A 16091-nucleotide genomic window follows, 5' to 3' on the forward strand; every position below is an offset into this window, starting at 1 on the left:
ACTCCTGAACAATAACCGCTACTTATGGCAGGCAGCGAAGGGCCGGGTTATACACAGGCTGATCACAGACCGCCAGAGCGCGATGACGTCAGCCTGGAGACATCCCGCTCTATCCTTTTGTTTACGCATGATCTTTTCGGAAAGCCGGGACCACTTTTCCGGATGATGCGGCTGAAATTCAACCTGGCGATACAACCCCTTGCGGCAAAAGCTGAATTCGCATTTGGTATCGGGATCCACGAAAGCGGGAGAGGAAACACGGGTTGGCTGAGGCTGCGCTGGACGACGTTTTCATCGACGACATCACCGTCCCGGCGACCGACGGGTATCAGCTGGGGGCCACGCTGTTCCTGCCGCGGGGGGCGAAGCGCCATGCCGTCCTGATCAATTCGGCCACGGCGACTCCGCGCCGGATCTACAAGGGGTTCGCCGGCTATCTGGCCCGGCGCGGCTGCGCGGTGCTGACCTATGACTATCGCGGCACCGGCGATTCCAGGCAGAAGGCGATGGTCGGCTACAACCAGCTGAAGCCGCTGGCCGGCTTCAAGGCCACGATGTCGGACTGGGCCGCGCTCGACGCCGCCGCCGCGGTGGCCTGGATGCGCGAGCGCTACAAGACCCTGCCGCTGAATTATGTCGGCCATTCCTTCGGCGGCCAGGCGCTGGGACTGCTCCCCAACAACACCGAGATATCGCGCGCCCTCTTCATCGCGGCACAGGCCGGCTACTGGAAACTGATGGCCTCGCCCGAGCGCTATCGCGTCTACGCCATGCTGAATTTCGTCGGCTTGCCGCTGACAAAACTGCTCGGCTATGCGCCGGGCTGGAGCGGCCTCGGCCAGGACCTGCCGAAGGGCGTGTTCGAGCAATGGGTCGGCTGGGTCATGAGCGAGCGCTATCTGTTCACCGATCCCAAACTGCCGGGCTTGTCGAATTTCGAGAACTACAAGGGTGCGCTGCGTGCGCTGTGCCTTGCCGACGATCCCTGGGCAACGCGGCCGGCGGTCGGACTGCTGTGTTCGGGATTTTCTTCGATCGAGCCGGAAATTCTCACCATCACGCCCGCCGACGCCGGCGTCGGCAAAATAGGTCATTTCGGTTTCTTCCGCCCCGAACACCGCGACACGCTGTGGCGCGGTGCGGCGGAATGGATTCAGGCGTAACCTCGCCCTGCCCGTCAGTCACCCGTTGAACCTTTTCTCTGCTGCAAAGACCGATATCTACCGGGGGATTGCACTATCCGGATTTGGCGCAGCGTCACCAGGCAATATTGGGCCTGGTGGCGCTGCTGCGTCATTGGCCCTGCTTGAAGGCAGCCAATGTCAGAACGAATTCGCCAGCTCGATTTCCGCCTTCAGCGCCAGGATCCGCCGCTCGGCTTCCTGCGCGGTCAGGTTCTTCTCGAACAGTTTTGGCTGGTAAGCCTCGGCGCTGAGGGTGCGCAGGGTCGCCAGCTGACGGGGCGTCATCGGGGCGTCGATCTGATCGGGTAGACGCGTCATCGGGAACTCCAGAGATGCTCAAAAGATTTTTGGGCCGGCTGCAAATCTTAACTTGAAGTTTGTTCTTATTTTGTTCTCTATGGAGGTCAACCCCACGAGGCCCCCAAATGAACAACAAGCTTAACGAAATCCGCAGGAAAATCAGGTTCTTACGCCAGGAAATGCTGAGCGCCGGGGCCACCATCCGCAAACAGGTCAACGGGGACGAGGACTGCTCCGAGGCCTCGATGCAGCTGATGGCGATGCGCGTGGTCATGCTCGGCCTGATCGCCGAGCGGAACCGGCTCGGCGGCGAGGAACGGCTCATGGACGTCGATGAGCGGCTGAAGCTGGATACCCGCGCTGTCAGCCGAAAACCCCTGAAAGGCGCGCACGGCCGCCGTGCGCGATGATCTGCTGGAGTGCAATTCGAAACAATTGGCCAATGCTCGCTCAGAGGTCTGGTGATGTCTTCCCACACTTCGGAGTGGAATGCGCTTAGGCGCCATTCATAACGTCGTCGAACCTGCATCGGATGCGGATGGGTGCGCGGAACAAGATTTTATGAGGTCCTCAAGAGGTTGATCGGTGGTGCCGAGGCAGCGAGATGCCTCGGGAGAATATGTGATTTGAACAAGTTGGATGAAGGGTTTTACGATCAAATTACCAATACCGAAGCGCTGCATTCTACGTCTACTCTACCGCTAATGGCTGGCACGGTTACATAAATACGGAGCTTTGGTCCGGCAATCCGCACCAGGACGTTGTGGCATTCGCTGAAGTCCTGAATTCCGGGTTGAGCAAGCTTGCTCCCATCAAGGGCACGAACGGGACTGTATTCCGCGGGTATAACGCGGACGATATAGATGCCTTTGCAGCGCAATACCGTGAAGGGCAGGTTGTAACCTTCCCGGCGTTCACAAGCGCGTCTTTCAAAGAGACAGGGGCTTTTGGAGGAAACGTCTTATTCATCATTCGGGCGTTAAGTGCGAGGGCGATTTGGTTTTTGTCGCCAAATTTTCAAGAGGAAGAGGCTCTTCTTCCGACAGATTGCCGGTTTCAGATCGTCGACACGGAATTCCAGATCGTTAGAGGTCAGCGCGTCAAGTTCGTAGTTATTCTTCAGGAGATCACGACGAGGCTTTAGATGATCGACCGGGACGAAGGCGGATATTCAAAGAGCAGTAGCGCGGCCAAGCGTCATCTGGAGGAAAGCCTTGCCTCCGGCCGCATCACTCAATCTGAAGCGGGAGTGATTGCACAATTCTTCGCGGCAGTTCCCTCCCCGGAGTGGCCCTCTTCCGGATTACAGAGGCGCATGCAAGCGTCAGGCGGCCGGGAGCCTGGAGCCAATGGGTCGTAAGACCCCGCGACCGTCGCGCCGCCCCCCTACTCCGCCGCTTCCCTCACATACCTCGCGCTCACCGTCCGCATCGTCACCAGTTCTTCCGCCGCGGTCGGATGCAGTGCCATGGTGGCGTCGAAATCGGCCTTGGTCGCCTTCATCCTCACGGCGATGCCGAGCACCTGGACCATTTCGGCGGCGCCGTCGCCGACGATGTGGCAGCCGACGACGCGATCCGTGGTGCCGTCGACCACCAGCTTCATCAGCACGCGGGTGTCGCGGCCGGACATCGTCGCCTTCATCGGCCGGAAACTGGCCTTGTAGATATCGACACGGCTGAACTGGGCGCGGGCCTCGGTTTCGGTAAGGCCGACGGTGCCGACCTCGGGCTGGGAAAACACCGCGGTCGGAATATTGCTGTGATCGACCTCGACGGTGCGCTGGCCGAACACGGCGTCGGCGAAGGCATGGCCCTCGCGGATCGCGACCGGCGTGAGGTTGGTGCGATGGGTGACGTCGCCGATGGCGTAGATCGACGGCACCGAGGTCCTGGAAAAACTGTCGACGGCGATGCCGCCGTTCTTGGGATTGATGGCGACGCCTGTGGTTTCCAGCCCGAGATTGGCGACGGCGGGATGCCGGCCGATCGCGAACATCACCTGGTCGGAGGCGATGCTGGAACCGTTCGACAGATGGGTGGTGAATTCGCTGCCGTGCTTGTCGACCCTGGCAACGGTGCAGCCGGTGAGAATGGTGATGCCGTTCTTCTCCATCTCGGCGCGGACATGGGCACGGACGTCCTCATCGAAACCGCGCAAAATGTTGTCGCCGCGATAGATCAGCGTCACGTCGGAACCAAAACCGGCGAAGATGCAGGCGAATTCCAGCGCGATGTAGCCGCCGCCCTGGATCACGATGCGCTTCGGCAATTGCGGCAGGTGAAACACTTCGTTGGACGAGATCACGTGCTCGATGCCGGGAATCTCGGCGCCGTGATTGGGCGCGCCGCCGGTGGCGATCAGCACGTATTTCGCGGTGACGGTCTCGCCGGTCGCGAGCCGCAGCGTATGGGGGCCCTCGAACACCGCGCGGGTCTTGACCACGCGGGCGCCGGATTTTTCGACGTTGGTGGTATAGGCCGCTTCCAGCCGGGCGATCTCGCGGTCCTTGTTGGCCATCAAGGTCGACCAGTCGAAGGTCGCCTGAGGAATGGTCCAGCCGAAACCGGCGGCGTCCTCGATCTCGTGCTGGATGTGCGAGGCGTAGACCAGCAGCTTTTTCGGCACGCAGCCGCGGATCACGCAGGTGCCGCCCATACGGTACTCTTCGGCGATCATCACGTTGGCGCCATGGCCAGCGGCGATCCGGGCGGCGCGCACCCCGCCGGACCCTCCTCCGATCACGAACAGATCGACGTCGAACTCAGCCATGGCATCCCTCTATTCACGCGAATGGCGAATGGCGAATGACGGGTAGTACGCTTGCCATTCGCCAGTCGCCATAACCGGCGCCAGTCGCACCGCCCTCTCCCCTTGTGGGAGAGGGCATCGCCGGCGTCCGCAACAAACTCACTTGGGTGAGGGGTTGCTTCAGCGAACAGATCGTCCGCGGAGAGAACCCCTCATCCGTCGCCTCACTGCGTGAGGCGCCACCTTCTCCCACAAGGGGAGAAGGGAAGAAGCGCATTCCTCAGATCTGCTTGCCGCGCTTGCGCATCTCGGTGCGGAATTCACCGTTGACGACTTCCGAGAAATTCTGCGCCCAGCCGTTCATGTAGGACATGCTGAACTGAATGGCGCGGGGCTCGGCCGCCAAGAGCTTCTGGCCGAGCGGCGACTTGTAGAAGGTGACGAGATCCTTCAATTCCTGCTCGGAAAACTCGTTGGTGTAGATGTTCGCCATGCCATCGCCGATTTCCTTCTCGCGGCCGGCGAGCTTCTGGGCGACGATCACGGCGACCTCGTTGAGATCCTTCTGGTAGTTCAGGTTGTTCTGCAGCAGCACGTTCTTGGTCTGCTCGACGAGATTGGGAACGGCGCTGGCGTACATCGCGCTGGCGTTCTTCAACGCCAGGATTTCCTTGGCGGCGGCCAGTGCTGCCGCCGAGCCCTGCTTGAGCGGCACGGCGGACGCAGCCGGCGCCGGCTGCTTCTGCTGCGCTACGGCCGGAACGCTTGATACCGCCAGTCCCAAGGTGAGGCTCAAGGCAAGGCTTGCGCCCGACAAAATCTTCGAAACAAGTTTCATTCCAACTCTCCTGAGATTGCGGCGTCAGCGCCGTTCAATTACGCGAATTCCCTGGGCGCCCGCCAGAACGGCAAGGTTGGCAATCCCGATGAACAGCCCGTGCTCGACAACACCGGGTATGGCGGTCAACAACCCCGCCAGTCGCGGCGCATCGGTGATTTGCCCCAGATGGGCATCGACAATGCAGTGGCCGCCATCGGTGACAAAAACGTGGCCGTCCTTGCCCTTTCGCAGCACCATGTGCCCGGAATTGCCGGTTTGCGCAAATACCCCGGCCATTGCGCGCTTCGTCGCGGCCAGGCCGAACGGAATGACCTCGACGGGGAGCGGAAAGCGGCCGAGAACATCGACCCATTTGGTGTCGTCGGCGATCACGATCATGCGATCAGACGCGGTGGCCACGACCTTTTCGCGCAGCAGCGCGCCGCCGCCGCCCTTGATCAGGTTGAGAGCGGCATCGATCTCGTCGGCGCCGTCGACGGTGAGGTCGAGCCGGTCGACGTCGTCGAGCGTGGTCAGGGGAATGCCACATTGCCCGGCCTGGATGCGGGTCGCCTCCGAGGTCGGCACGCCCACCACCTTCAGTCCGGCGCGGACCTTTTCGCCGAGCAGGTCGACAAAATGCCTGGCGGTCGAACCGGTGCCGAGACCGAGTTTCATGCCGTCCCGCACATGCTCGAGCGCGCGCGCCGCCGCCTGCCGTTTCAAATCGTCCATATTCACGCGATTGGCCTCCGGGAAGCCGGTGTTTGCGGGGCATATCTAGCGTCGTTTTGGCGGAAGGAACAGCCGTATAAAGGGGACTTGGGCAATGACGGTCGTAGGGCTTGCACGATCGCCCCCGGACCGATAGCGATTTTCGCATGACCTCTCCCCGCATCGTTGTATTCGATCTCGACGGCACGCTGGTGGATACCGCGCCCGACCTGATCAACGCGCTCAATTTCGTGCTCGACCGCGAGGGCGTCCCGCCGGTGCCGCTGCATGCCGCGCGCAACCTGATCGGCGCGGGCGCCCGCAAGCTGATCGAACGCGGCCTGGAGGTGGACGGCCGCATCATGTCCGTTCAAGACATCGACCGGATGTTTCGGGATTTCATCGATTACTACGCCGCCCATATCGCCGACGTCTCGCGGCCGTTCGAGGGCCTCGAGAGCGCGCTCGACGAACTGTCCGCGCGTGGATTTCATTTCGCGGTCTGCACCAACAAGCTGGAGGGGCTGTCGAAGCTGCTGCTCGGCCAGCTCGGCTTGAGTTCGCGGTTTGCCGCGATCTGCGGCGCCGACACGTTCGGGGTTGCAAAGCCCGACCCCGTGATCCTGCGCGAGACGGTGGCGCGCGCCGGCGGGCTTATTGGCGGAGCGATCATGGTGGGCGATGCCGGTCCGGATATCGGCGTTGCCCGCCGCGCCGGGATTCCGGTGATCGGCGTTGAATTCGGCTACACCGAGGTGCCGATCGCTGATCTCAAACCGGACCTGTTGATCAGCCATATGCGCCATTTGCCGGACGCCGTCGAACGCCTGGCGGTGCCCCGGAACTCACAATAAGACATTGATTATATTAATAAATATTGGAATTAACCACTTTTTAACGATTCCGCCCGGCGTGGTTGCGCCGATATCCTGACGCTCCTAAGGTCGGGGCGGGATTGTGGCGGCTAGCCGCAATAGAGTGGCCGATATGCGTCGTGTTGTCGTCATTGCGGTTGCCGGGGCCAGCCTGGCCGGGTGTTCCTCGTTTTCCCTGGATTCCTTCAAGTCCGCGCCGCCCACCGTCCAGCTCCAGCTCGATTCGATTCCGTCGGGTGCCGACGCCAAAACCTCGGTGGGACCGGGCTGCACAACCCCCTGCTCCGTCGCGGTTCCCGCGGTCGATAGCGGCTTCACCGTCACCTACACCATGAACAAGTTCCTGCCGGTCACCGTCCCGGTGCAGGTCATCAATCTCCCCGGCGATTTCTCGACCCCGGCATCGACCACGATCGATCCCAACCCGGTGGTTGCGGAACTGAAGCCGGCGGGGCCGCCACCCAAGCCGGTTCGCAAGCGGCCGCGCAAGCCGAAACAGCCGAAGCCGGCAGCGGCCGCACCCGCGGAATCGCCGTTCCCGCCTCCACCTCCGCCAGCCGCCCGCTGAGGCGCGTGCGCTGCACCTGAACATGTGCGGATTGTACTGCTGCCGCAACCTGCCTAGATTGCGAGGGTAGCGCCCTCTCCGCGGCTGCTACCGAAAAGGTGCATCTGCATGTCGTCACCGAGTTCTTCCGCATCACTATCGCGTGCGATGACCGACCCGTTCGGCCGGACCATCAGCTATTTGCGGGTATCGGTTACCGATCGCTGCGATCTGCGCTGTTTTTACTGCATGTCGGAAGACATGACATTCCTGCCCAAGGCAGATCTGCTCTCGCTGGAAGAGCTCGACCGGCTGTGCACGGCCTTCATCGCCAAGGGCGTGAAGAAACTGCGGCTGACCGGCGGCGAGCCGCTGGTCCGGCGCAACGTGATGTCGCTGGTGCGCTCGCTGTCGCGCCACCTCGACTCGGGCGCGCTCGGCGAGTTGACGCTGACCACCAACGGCTCGCAGCTGGCGCGCTTTGCCTCTGAATTGCGCGACTGTGGGGTACGCCGCATCAACGTCTCGCTGGACACCCTTGACCCCGCGAAATTCAAGGCGATCACCCGCTGGGGCGATCTCGACAAGGTGCTGGCCGGCATCGAGGCCGCGCGCGCGGCGGGCCTCGCCGTCAAGATCAACGCGGTGGCGCTGAAGAACCTGAACGAGGAGGAAATCCCCGGCCTGATGCAATGGGCGCACGGCAAGGGCATGGCGCTGACGCTGATCGAGGTGATGCCGATGGGCGACATCGGCGAAGGTCGCATCGATCAGTATGTACCGCTGTCGCTGCTGCGCACGCGCCTGGCCCAGCAATTCACGCTGACCGATCTGCCTGATGACACCGGCGGCCCTGCCCGTTACGTGAGCGTTGCCGAAACCGGCGGCAAGCTCGGCTTCATCACGCCGATGACCCACAACTTCTGCGAAGCATGCAACCGGGTGCGCATCACCTGCACCGGCACGCTGCATACCTGCCTCGGCCACGAAGATGCCTCCGATTTGCGCAAGCCGCTGCGGGCCTCCGCCGACAATGACCTGCTCTCCGCCGCGATCGACCGCGCCATCGGCCTGAAACCCAGGGGCCACGACTTCATCATCGATCGCCGGCATAACCGCCCGAGCGTCAGCCGGCATATGAGCGTCACCGGCGGCTGAAGAGCAGTCTGTTACCGCGCTGTTACATTATGGGCTGAATGGGCTGATGCGATCACGCGCCCGTCGCAAGGTTTCCATTTTCCAATTGACGCTGCCGCGCCGCGCTGAAATGGTGCGGCGGCTTTATGCTTGCATGGCCGAATGGGCCGCTGCGCTCTCAAGGGCGCAGTCAAGACGGCAAGAGCGCTGGTTGGGGGATGACATTGAGGTCGCAACAAACAACAAGCCGTGGCGCCGTTGGCGCGACACACGGCGGCGAAAAGAAGAGCGCTGAAGCGCCGGATCCGCTCGACCGGCGAAAGCCCGGACGAACATGATGCGTCCGCTACTGGCGCTGAGCCGCGGGATCGACCTGCTCAACGAAAAAATCGGCAACGTCTGCAACCTGCTGGTCCTGGCGGCCTGCGTGGTCAGCGCCGGCAATGCGATGATCCGCTACGCCTTCGGCTACAGCTCCAATGGCTGGCTCGAACTGCAATGGTACATGTTCGCCATCCTGGTGATGTTCGGCGCTTCCTACACCTTCAAGCGCAATGAACATGTGCGGGTCGAAATCCTCTATCTGATGCTCTCCGAGCGCGGCCAGCTCTGGCTCGATCTGATCGGCACGCTGGTGTTCCTGATCCCGGCCTGCCTGCTGCTGTCCTGGCTGTCCTGGCCGTTCTTCATGCAGGCTTACGCCGTCGGCGAGGCGTCGAGCAATGCCGGCGGCCTGTTGCGCTGGCCGATCAAGATCGTGGTTCCGGCGGGCTTCGTGATGCTGGCGCTGCAGGGCGTATCCGAGGTCATCAAGCGCATCGCCGCGCTGCAGAACCTCGTGACCATCGACGCCAAATACGAGAGACCGATGCAATGATCACGCTGGAAATGATGCCGCCGCTGATGTTCGGCGGCCTGATTCTGGCGATGCTGATCGGCTTCCCGGTGGCATTCACGCTGGCCGCGGTGGGATTCCTGTTCGGCTTCCTCTCGATCTATCTCGGCTTCTTCGATTTCGTTTTCCTGCAGGCCATTCCGGGCCGGATCTTCGGCAGCGTGCTGTCCAACGAACTGTTGCTCGCGATCCCGTTCTTTACCTTCATGGGCGCGATCCTGGAGCGATGCGGCCTCGCCGAAGACATGCTGGATTCGATGGGCCAGCTGTTCGGTCCGATCCGTGGCGGCCTCGGCTACTCCGTCATCATCGTCGGTTTCATCCTCGGCGCCATTACCGGAACGGTGGCGGCGCAGGTGATCGCGATGGCGCTGATCTCGATGCCGGTGATGATCCGTTACAAGTACAACATCCGCTATATCACCGGCGTGCTGGCGGCTTCGGGCACCATCACCCAGCTGGTGCCGCCGTCGCTGGTGCTGATCGTGCTCGCCGACCAGCTCGGCAAGTCGGTCGGCGACATGTATCTCGGTGCATGGGGCCCGTCGATCCTGCAGATCATGCTGTTCGCCGGCTACACCTTCCTGCTCGGCCTCATCAAGCCCGACCATGTGCCGCCGGTGCCGCGCGACCAGCTCACGCTGCGGGGCTGGCCATTGTGGCGCAAATGCCTGATGGGCATCATCCCGTCAGCCGTGCTGATCTTCGTCGTACTCGGTACCATGATGCTCGGCCTTGCCACTCCCACCGAGGCCGGCGCCATGGGCGCGGTCGGCGCCATCGTGCTCGCGGCAATCCACAGCAAGGAGTTCAGCAGCACCGGCCAGAAGATCCTGATTGCCGGCGTCATCGCATTGGGTATCGGCGCCATCATCGGAGTTTTCCTGACGCAGGGCCTGCTGTTCAAGCTCACCTTCGTCTTCGCCTATTTCGCCGTGGTCTGGGTTTGCCTCGAGGCCGTGCGCATCCCGGAACTGCGCAGCCTGATCAAGCAGGGCTACGAAAGCACCATGCGCCTGACCACCATGGTGGTGTTCATCCTGATCGGGTCGACCTGTTTCTCGATCGTATTCCTCGGTGTTTCGGGCGGGGTGTGGCTCGAACACATGCTGACCTCGCTGCCCGGCGGTGTCTGGGGCTTCCTGATCTTCATAAACCTCTTCATCTTTTTCCTGGCGTTCTTCCTCGATTTCTTCGAGATCGCCTTCATCATCCTGCCGATGGTGGCACCGATCGCGCAGAAGGTTCTGACGCCGGTGGTCGGCGCGGACGCGGCGCTGATCTGGTTCGGCGTCATGCTCTGCGTCAACATGCAGACCTCGTTCCTGCATCCGCCGTTCGGCTTCGCGCTGTTCTACCTGCGCGGCGTGGCGCCCAGATCGGTCAAGAGCTCGGATATCTACTGGGGCGCCGTACCCTGGATCGGATTGCAGATCATCATGGTTGTGCTGGTGATCGCGTTCCCGTGGACCGTGACGGCGTTGCTCGACAAGCCGATCAGCGCCGAAGACATCAGCAAGGTCAGGATCGAGATTCCGCAAATGGAGGACCTGCCGCCGCTCGATCTCAATACGTTCGGGAAGCCTCGGTAGCGTCTGCCCGCAGGGCAGAACGAAACTTGCCGCCGGCTGTGCCCGTGGCCGGGCACGGCATTGCCGCGCCCGAATATTCCTCTTCAATATCAACAAACTTCCAATTGACGGCGGCTCCGCGCGCTGGAATGGTATGATTGCTTCATGCTGGCCGGGCAGGATAAGCCGCCGCGTCTGACAGGCGCGGGAAAGACGGGCAGAGGCGCAACTGGGAGGGGATTTCGTTGCAATCGCTCTTGAAATTGAGCCGGGGAATCGATGCGTTCACCAAATGGGTGGGCAAGCGCCTGGCATGGCTGATCCTGGTGGCGGTAGTCGTCGCCACGGTCAACGCGATCATCCGAAAAACCTTCGACGTCTCGTCGAATTCCTGGCTCGAGCTTCAGTGGCTGCTGTTCAGCATCGTGTTCCTGTTCTGCGCGCCGTGGACCCTGCTCGATAACGAGCACATCCGGATCGACATCATCAGCAACATGATGAAGAAGAAGCTGCGGGACTGGGTCGACGTGGTCGGTCACGCCTTCTTTCTGATTCCGCTGTGCATCGTCATGATCATAACGGGCGGCCCGTTCTTCATGCGCTCTGTCGAGGTCAACGAGCAATCGAGCAACGCAGGCGGCTTGCCGCAATGGCCCGCCAAGTCGCTGATCATCATCGGATTCACCCTGCTGCTGGTGCAGGGCATATCCGAACTGATCAAGCGAATCGCCGTGATGCGCGGCTTGATTCCGGATCCGCATGCAACCCAGGTGCACGGCCTTGAGGCCGAGGTCGAGCATCTCATCGAAGCGATCGAAAAACGCTGACCGCAGGACGGGGTCGCAGGGGAATCTAGATGTCAGCTTTTATTATCGCCAATATGGCGCCGATCATGTTCGTGTCATTGGTCGTGTTCCTGCTGCTGGGTTATCCGGCGGCTTTCTCTCTCGGCGCGGTGGGCCTGATCTTCGCTTTCGTCGGCATCGAACTCGGCGAGTTCCGGCCGGACTTCCTGCAGGCGCTCCCCGAACGCGTCTATGGCGTGATGAGCAACGACACGCTGCTGGCGATTCCCTTCTTTACGTTCATGGGACTGGTACTCGAGCGATCCGGCATGGCGGAGGACCTGCTCGACACCATCGGGCAGTTGTTCGGCACCATCCGTGGCGGCCTCGCCTATGCGGTCATCTTCGTGGGCGCCCTGCTCGCGGCGACCACCGGCGTCGTCGCGGCTTCGGTGATTTCGATGGGCCTGATCTCGCTGCCGATCATGCTGCGGTACGGCTATGACCGGCGCGTGGCATCCGGCGTGATTGCAGCCTCGGGCACGCTGGCGCAGATCATCCCGCCCTCGCTGGTGCTGATCGTGATGGCCGACCAGCTCGGCAAATCTGTCGGCGACATGTACGAGGGCGCGTTCATTCCCGGAATGGTGCTCGCCGCTCTCTATGCGTCCTACGCATTTCTGGTCTCGATGATCTTTCCCAAGGCGGCGCCGGGCTTGCCGGCAGAGGCGATCGGCTTTCGCGAGAAGGACGGCAGCCGCGGACTGGTCTCGCTGGGAGTGCTCACCATCGCCAGCGTCGCCTTCGCCTGGCTGGCAATGCGGGGCTCGAAGACGACTGGCGCGGATTTCGTCGTGCTCAGCATGTTCTTCGGCATCCTGTTTGCCTTCTTCGTGGCGGTGCTGAACTGGGTCCTCGACAAGCTCACGGGATACCGCTTCCTGTCGGCCATGGCCCAGCAGACCACCTTCGTGATGGTGCCGCCGCTGTTCCTGATCTTCCTGGTGCTCGGCACCATCTTCATCGGCATCGCAACGCCGACCGAGGGCGGCGCCATGGGTGCCGCCGGCGCACTGCTGCTGGGCGCCGCCAAGCGCCGGCTGAGCTGGGACCTGATCCGGCAGGCGACCGAATCGACCGCCAAGCTGTCGGCTTTCGTCATCTTCATCCTGATCGGGGCCCGCGTTTTCTCGCTGACTTTCTACGGCGTGAGCGGCCATGTCTGGGTAGAGCACCTGCTGACCTCGCTGCCCGGCGGACAGGTCGGCTTCCTCGTCTTCGTCAATGCGCTGGTGTTCGTTCTGGCGTTCTTCCTGGATTTCTTCGAACTGGCTTTCATCATCATCCCGCTGCTGGGGCCGGCCGCCGAAAAACTCGGAATCGACCTGATCTGGTTCGGCGTGATCCTCGGCGTCAACATGCAGACCTCGTTCATGCATCCGCCGTTCGGGTTTGCGCTGTTCTACCTGCGCTCGGTTGCACCGAAGGAATCCTATGTCGACCGGGTCACCGGCAAGCGCATGGATCCCGTCACCACGGGCCAGATCTACTGGGGCGCGGTGCCGTTCGTGGTGATTCAGTGCATCATGGTCGGGCTGGTGATCCTGTTCCCCCAGATGGTGATGCACTACAAGGGGGTCGCATCGACGATCGATCCAAACACCATCCAGATCGAGGTTCCGCAATTCGAGCCCCCTCCGCTGGACTTCGGCCCTCCCTCGAAGCAGTAGCCACGCTGCAGGCAAAAAACCCCGGAGCGAAAGCTCCGGGGTTTTTCGTCGTCTGGTGGTCAGCGCCGATCTGCTTGCAGATCAGCCCCTGGAGTGACGCGCCATGAAATTGTCGTAACCGATTTCCGCGACCTGGAACCACTGGTAGCCGTTGCTCGTGAAGGCGGTCAGCGATTCCAGCACCTTCTTGAAGTTCGGATTGGCCGCGGCCGTTTCAGCGTGCAATTCCCTCGCAGCCTTGAGGCAGGCTTCCATGACGGCCGGCGGGAAGGGCTGCAGCTTGGTGCCGCCCGCGAGCAAGCGGCGCAGCGCCGCCGGATTGCCCTGGTCGTATCTCGCCATCATCCAGCTGTTGGCATACTGGCCGGCCTGCTCGAGAACGCTCTGATAATGCTTCGGCAGCGCATTCCACTTGTCGAGATTGACGTAGGCCAGCAGCATCGGGCCGCCTTCCCACCAGCCGGGGAAGTAGTAGTTCGGCGCGACCTTGTAGAAGCCGAGCTTCTCGTCGTCATAGGGCCCGACCCATTCGGCACCGTCGATGGTGCCCTTTTCCAGCGCGGGGTAGATGTCGCCGCCGGCGATCTGCTGCGGCACAGCGCCCAGTTTCTGCATTACCCGCCCGGCAAATCCGCCGATACGGAATTTGAGGCCCTTGAGATCATCGACCGTTTTGATTTCCTTGCGAAACCAGCCACCCATCTGGGCGCCGGTATTGCCGGCGAGCAGCGAGTGGACGTTGAAGCCCTTGAAAAAATCGTTCAACAGCTCCTTGCCGCCGCCCTGCATGTACCAGGCCTGGTTGAGGCGCTGGTTGGGCCCGAAAGGCACCGCCGAGCCGAAGGTGAAGGTCGGATCCTTGCCGAAGTAATAATACGACGCGGTGTGACCGCATTCGACGGTGCCGTTCTGCACGGCGTCGAGCACTTGCAGTCCGGGAACGATTTCGCCCGCAGCAAAGAGCTGGATCTGGAATTTGTTGTCGGTGGCCTCAGCCACCATCTTGCACATCATTTCCGCGCCGCCGAACAGCGTATCGAGCGATTTCGGCCAGCTCGCCGCCATCCGCCATTTGATTTCCGGCGTCGATTGCGCAATAGCCGGCGCGGCCATGGCGGCGGCACCCACGACGCCAGCCCCGGTGACCTTGATAAAGTCTCGTCGCTTCATTGATCAATTCCTCTCTGATTGTGCTTGCGTCCGTTGCCTTCTTGTCGAGGCTGGGGATCAGCATGGAACATCCGGTTCCGGATTTCCATGCCGAACTGGCTTGCAAATGAAAAAAAGCCCGGCCTTCTTACGAAGGCCGGGCTGGTTTCTACGACTTAAGGCCTGTTTCTGGTCCTCGGGACCTCAGCCGCGGGTGCGCGAGCGGATCATGAAGCTGTCATAGGTATACTCGGCGACCTGCCACCACAGATACTGATCGGACCGGTAAGCCTGCATCGCATCGATCGACTTCTTGAAGTCGGCATTCTTTCCGGACAGTTCGGCCCACAATTCGTTGGTGGCCTTCAGGCAGGCTTCCAGCACCTCGTTGGTGAACGGTCGAAGCTGGGTGCCGCTGGCCACCAGCCGCTTCAATGCTGCGGGGTTCTGCATGTCATAACGCGCCGCCATCCAGCTGTTTGCGGCTGCGGTCGCGTTGGTGATCACGGCCTGATAGCTCTTCGGCAGCGAATTCCACTTCTCCAGATTGCAGAAGGCGTGAACGGTCGGACCGCCTTCCCAGAAGCCGGGATAGTAGTAATACTTCGCGACCTTCTGAAATCCGAGCTTCTCGTCGTCATACGGGCCGACCCATTCGGCGGCGTCGATGGTGCCCTTTTCGAGCGCGGGATAGATATCGCCGCCCGCAATCTGCTGCGGCACCACGCCGACCTTCTGCAGCACCTGACCGGCGATGCCGCCGATCCGCATCTTCAGGCCGGAGAGATCCGCAACGGTCTTGATCTCCTTGCGGAACCAGCCGCCCATCTGGGTGCCGGTATTGCCGCAGGGAAAACCGATCGCGTTATGCTTCTTGAAGAGTTCGTTGGCGAGCTCGTTGCCGCCGCCCTGGGAGAGCCAGGAGTTCTGTTGGCGCGCATTGAGACCGAACGGCACCGCCGAGAAGATCGCAAAGGTCGGATCCTTGCCGACGTAATAATACGAGACCGTATGGCTCATCTCGACGGTGCCGTTGGAGGTCGCATCCAGCGCCTGCAGGCCCGGGACGATCTCGCCCGCCGCAAACAGCTGAATCTGAAACTTGTTGTCGGTCATTTCCGCAACCTGTTTCACAAAATGATCAGCGCCGCCGTAAATCGTATCGAGCGACTTCGGGAAGCTCGAGGTCATGCGCCACTTGATCTCGGGCGAGGATTGCGCGATCGCCGGCGAGGCCACGGCGGTGGCCGCGGCACCGGCCACGGAAACTTTCAAAAAATCACGACGCTTCATTCAGCCTTCTCCTAGTTGGGGCATTTCTTCCCAGATTTCCTGGAGCGCAAATTCGGCGAAGCGGTATTTGCGTCCGCCGTAAGGCACTCTGGCGGGGGCGCTTTAACACGGAAATTTGCGCTCGGAATACACGACCACGGCATGACTGCACTGTTTAAACGAAAGTCGCATAGTCTCCGGAAATCAGCTCAGGCGGCGGCGATGACGCCCTGAAGCTGATCGCGGACCTTGGCGCCGATCGCGCGATAGATCGCCGCATGGGGTCCGTCGGGCTCGCTGTCGACCACCGGAGTTCCCGAATCCGAGGTGGCGCGAATCGACATGTGCAGCGGGATTTCAC

Annotated in this window: 16 protein-coding genes and 1 pseudogene; 10 read left to right on the top strand and 7 right to left on the bottom strand. The window is 61.7% G+C overall.

The genetic code is table 11. The features are described 5' to 3' along the window. Positions 1-263 precede the first annotated feature (263 nt). On the top strand, positions 264-1163 hold the full coding sequence (locus Q7U29_RS08745; RefSeq protein WP_304740483.1) for an alpha/beta fold hydrolase: 900 nt from the start codon (positions 264-266) through the stop codon (positions 1161-1163). 159 nt (positions 1164-1322) lie between these two features. On the opposite strand, the gene Q7U29_RS08750 is transcribed toward Q7U29_RS08745, so the two are convergent. Continuing rightward, the gene (locus Q7U29_RS08750; RefSeq protein ID WP_304740485.1) at positions 1323-1502 is read right to left on the bottom strand and encodes a DUF3072 domain-containing protein; all 180 of its coding nucleotides are present in this window, start codon (positions 1500-1502) and stop codon (positions 1323-1325) included. A 107-nt stretch (positions 1503-1609) separates the two neighbouring features. Between Q7U29_RS08750 and Q7U29_RS08755 the strand changes: the two genes are divergently transcribed. Further along, positions 1610-1894: a hypothetical protein gene (locus tag Q7U29_RS08755; RefSeq protein WP_304740487.1), complete on the top strand. Its 285-nt coding sequence runs from the start codon at positions 1610-1612 to the stop codon at positions 1892-1894. 311 nt (positions 1895-2205) lie between these two features. Beyond that, a complete protein-coding gene (locus Q7U29_RS08760) occupies positions 2206-2628 on the top strand; it encodes an ADP-ribosyltransferase domain-containing protein (RefSeq protein ID WP_304740506.1) in 423 nt (140 codons plus the stop codon). 242 nt (positions 2629-2870) lie between these two features. On the opposite strand, the gene gor is transcribed toward Q7U29_RS08760, so the two are convergent. The 3 genes from gor to rpiA form a co-directional block, all read right to left on the bottom strand. Further along, positions 2871-4256: a glutathione-disulfide reductase gene (gor, locus tag Q7U29_RS08765; protein ID WP_304740489.1), complete on the bottom strand. Its 1386-nt coding sequence runs from the start codon at positions 4254-4256 to the stop codon at positions 2871-2873. A 259-nt stretch (positions 4257-4515) separates the two neighbouring features. Beyond that, complete coding sequence (locus Q7U29_RS08770; protein ID WP_304740491.1) at positions 4516-5073, bottom strand: DUF2059 domain-containing protein; 558 nt, start codon at positions 5071-5073, stop codon at positions 4516-4518. Between the two features lie 24 nt (positions 5074-5097). After that, complete coding sequence (rpiA, locus tag Q7U29_RS08775; protein ID WP_304740492.1) at positions 5098-5796, bottom strand: ribose-5-phosphate isomerase RpiA; 699 nt, start codon at positions 5794-5796, stop codon at positions 5098-5100. 140 nt (positions 5797-5936) lie between these two features. On the opposite strand from rpiA, the gene Q7U29_RS08780 reads away from it, so the two are divergent. The 7 genes from Q7U29_RS08780 (at position 5937) to Q7U29_RS08810 (ending at position 13309) form a co-directional block, all read left to right on the top strand. Continuing rightward, positions 5937-6623: an HAD hydrolase-like protein gene (locus Q7U29_RS08780; RefSeq protein WP_304740493.1), complete on the top strand. Its 687-nt coding sequence runs from the start codon at positions 5937-5939 to the stop codon at positions 6621-6623. 133 nt (positions 6624-6756) lie between these two features. Then, positions 6757-7212, top strand: a complete 456-nt coding sequence (locus Q7U29_RS08785; protein WP_304740494.1) for a hypothetical protein — start codon at positions 6757-6759, stop codon at positions 7210-7212. A gap of 108 nt (positions 7213-7320) precedes the next feature. Beyond that, a complete protein-coding gene (moaA, locus tag Q7U29_RS08790) occupies positions 7321-8349 on the top strand; it encodes a GTP 3',8-cyclase MoaA (protein ID WP_304740495.1) in 1029 nt (342 codons plus the stop codon). Between the two features lie 316 nt (positions 8350-8665). Further along, positions 8666-9205: a TRAP transporter small permease subunit gene (locus Q7U29_RS08795; protein ID WP_304740508.1), complete on the top strand. Its 540-nt coding sequence runs from the start codon at positions 8666-8668 to the stop codon at positions 9203-9205. Continuing rightward, on the top strand, positions 9202-10815 hold the full coding sequence (locus Q7U29_RS08800) for a TRAP transporter large permease subunit (protein ID WP_304740497.1): 1614 nt from the start codon (positions 9202-9204) through the stop codon (positions 10813-10815). Before Q7U29_RS08795 ends, Q7U29_RS08800 begins: the two co-directional genes overlap by 4 nt. A gap of 224 nt (positions 10816-11039) precedes the next feature. Next, the gene (locus tag Q7U29_RS08805; protein ID WP_304740499.1) at positions 11040-11621 is read left to right on the top strand and encodes a TRAP transporter small permease subunit; all 582 of its coding nucleotides are present in this window, start codon (positions 11040-11042) and stop codon (positions 11619-11621) included. A 29-nt stretch (positions 11622-11650) separates the two neighbouring features. Beyond that, positions 11651-13309: a TRAP transporter large permease subunit gene (locus tag Q7U29_RS08810; protein ID WP_304740501.1), complete on the top strand. Its 1659-nt coding sequence runs from the start codon at positions 11651-11653 to the stop codon at positions 13307-13309. Positions 13310-13390: 81 nt separating this feature from the next. On the opposite strand, the gene Q7U29_RS08815 is transcribed toward Q7U29_RS08810, so the two are convergent. From Q7U29_RS08815 to Q7U29_RS08825, 3 genes and pseudogenes are all read right to left on the bottom strand, one after another. Further along, positions 13391-14479, bottom strand: a complete 1089-nt coding sequence (locus Q7U29_RS08815) for a TRAP transporter substrate-binding protein (RefSeq protein WP_304740502.1) — start codon at positions 14477-14479, stop codon at positions 13391-13393. 183 nt (positions 14480-14662) lie between these two features. Next, positions 14663-15751 (bottom strand): TRAP transporter substrate-binding protein, encoded by a 1089-nt coding sequence (locus Q7U29_RS08820; protein WP_304740504.1) that lies wholly within the window; start codon positions 15749-15751, stop codon positions 14663-14665. A gap of 188 nt (positions 15752-15939) precedes the next feature. Next, positions 15940-16091 (bottom strand): annotated as a pseudogene (locus Q7U29_RS08825) (sodium:proton antiporter); the annotation flags it as partial.

This window comes from Bradyrhizobium sp. (genome assembly GCF_030654605.1).
Taxonomy (GTDB): Bacteria; Pseudomonadota; Alphaproteobacteria; order Rhizobiales; family Xanthobacteraceae; genus Bradyrhizobium.